1 protein-coding gene is annotated in these 1,049 nt (G+C 73.3%); it reads left to right on the top strand.

Translation table 11 applies throughout. The features are described from left to right. The first annotated feature begins 26 nt into the window (after positions 1-26). Positions 27-977, top strand: a complete 951-nt coding sequence (locus tag ACFU6K_RS39605; RefSeq protein ID WP_380671609.1) for a phosphotransferase family protein — start codon at positions 27-29, stop codon at positions 975-977. The last annotated feature ends 72 nt before the right edge of the window (positions 978-1,049 follow it).

Raw genomic sequence — 1,049 nt, 5'->3', positions numbered from 1 at the left:
CCCTGTCTCTGCCGCAGGAAGTCACCGTGACCTCGAACGATCCCTTCCCCGCTACCTCCGTGAGGCCCTCCTGGGATGAACTCCCGCTCCCGGTCCAGGAGTCCGTCGAGACCCACCTCGGCGCACCGGTCACCGGCGCCCGGACCCAGACCGGCGGGTTCAGCCCCGGCCTCGCGGTCCGCGCCACCCTCGCCGACGGCCGGGCCGTCTTCCTCAAGGGCGCCGCCACCGACCATCCCGTCCACGGGAGGTACGCCACCGAGGCGGCGATCAACCGACGCCTGGACCGGCAGGTCCCCGTGCCGAGGATGCTCGGCTCCTGGGAGGCCGGCGGATGGCTGCTGATGGCCTTCGAGGACGTCGACGGCGGCCACCCCGACCTCAGCCCCGGGTCGGCCGACCTTCCCGCCGTCGTCCGCCTGCTCGACCGACTCCCCAAGGCGGTCAGCCCGTCGCCGATCCCCGATGCCCCGTCCATCGTTCTCGTCTTCGGGGGCGACTCCCGCAGCTGGCGGGCCCTCGCCGACCAGCAGGCCCAGCTCGACCCGTGGTCCGCGCGTCATATCGAGCAGCTCGCGGCCATCGAGCACGACTGGCACGCCGCATCCACCGGGGCCTGCCTCCTCCACGCGGACCTGCGCGCCGACAACATGCTCATGCGCGGTGCCGAGGCCCTCGCCATCGACTGGGCCTACCTCCACCAGGGCGCCGCCTGGATCGACCCGGCCTTCCTCGTCACCCAGCTGATCCGCGCCGGCCACACCCCGGCCCAAGCCGAAGCCCTGCTCACCCCCGTCGCCTCGTGGGCCGCCGCCCCGCCGGACGCGATCACCTCGTTCGCGGTGGCCCAGGCCGGCTACTGGGAGTTGAACTCCAGGCTCCCGGCCCCGCCGGGAGTGCCGTACCTGCGCGGCTACCAGGCCGCCATGGCCGCCATCGGCCGGACGTGGATCGAGCACCGAACCGGCTGGCACTGACCGAACTCGCAGCACCCACAGAACTGTTCACAGCGCCCACCGGCGGGCACGAGCCCTGCCGATCTCCCCGGC

The organism is Kitasatospora sp. NPDC057512, from assembly GCF_042802135.1.
Classification (GTDB): domain Bacteria; phylum Actinomycetota; class Actinomycetes; order Streptomycetales; family Streptomycetaceae; genus Kitasatospora.
This window is presented reverse-complemented; position numbering and strand designations above follow the sequence as displayed.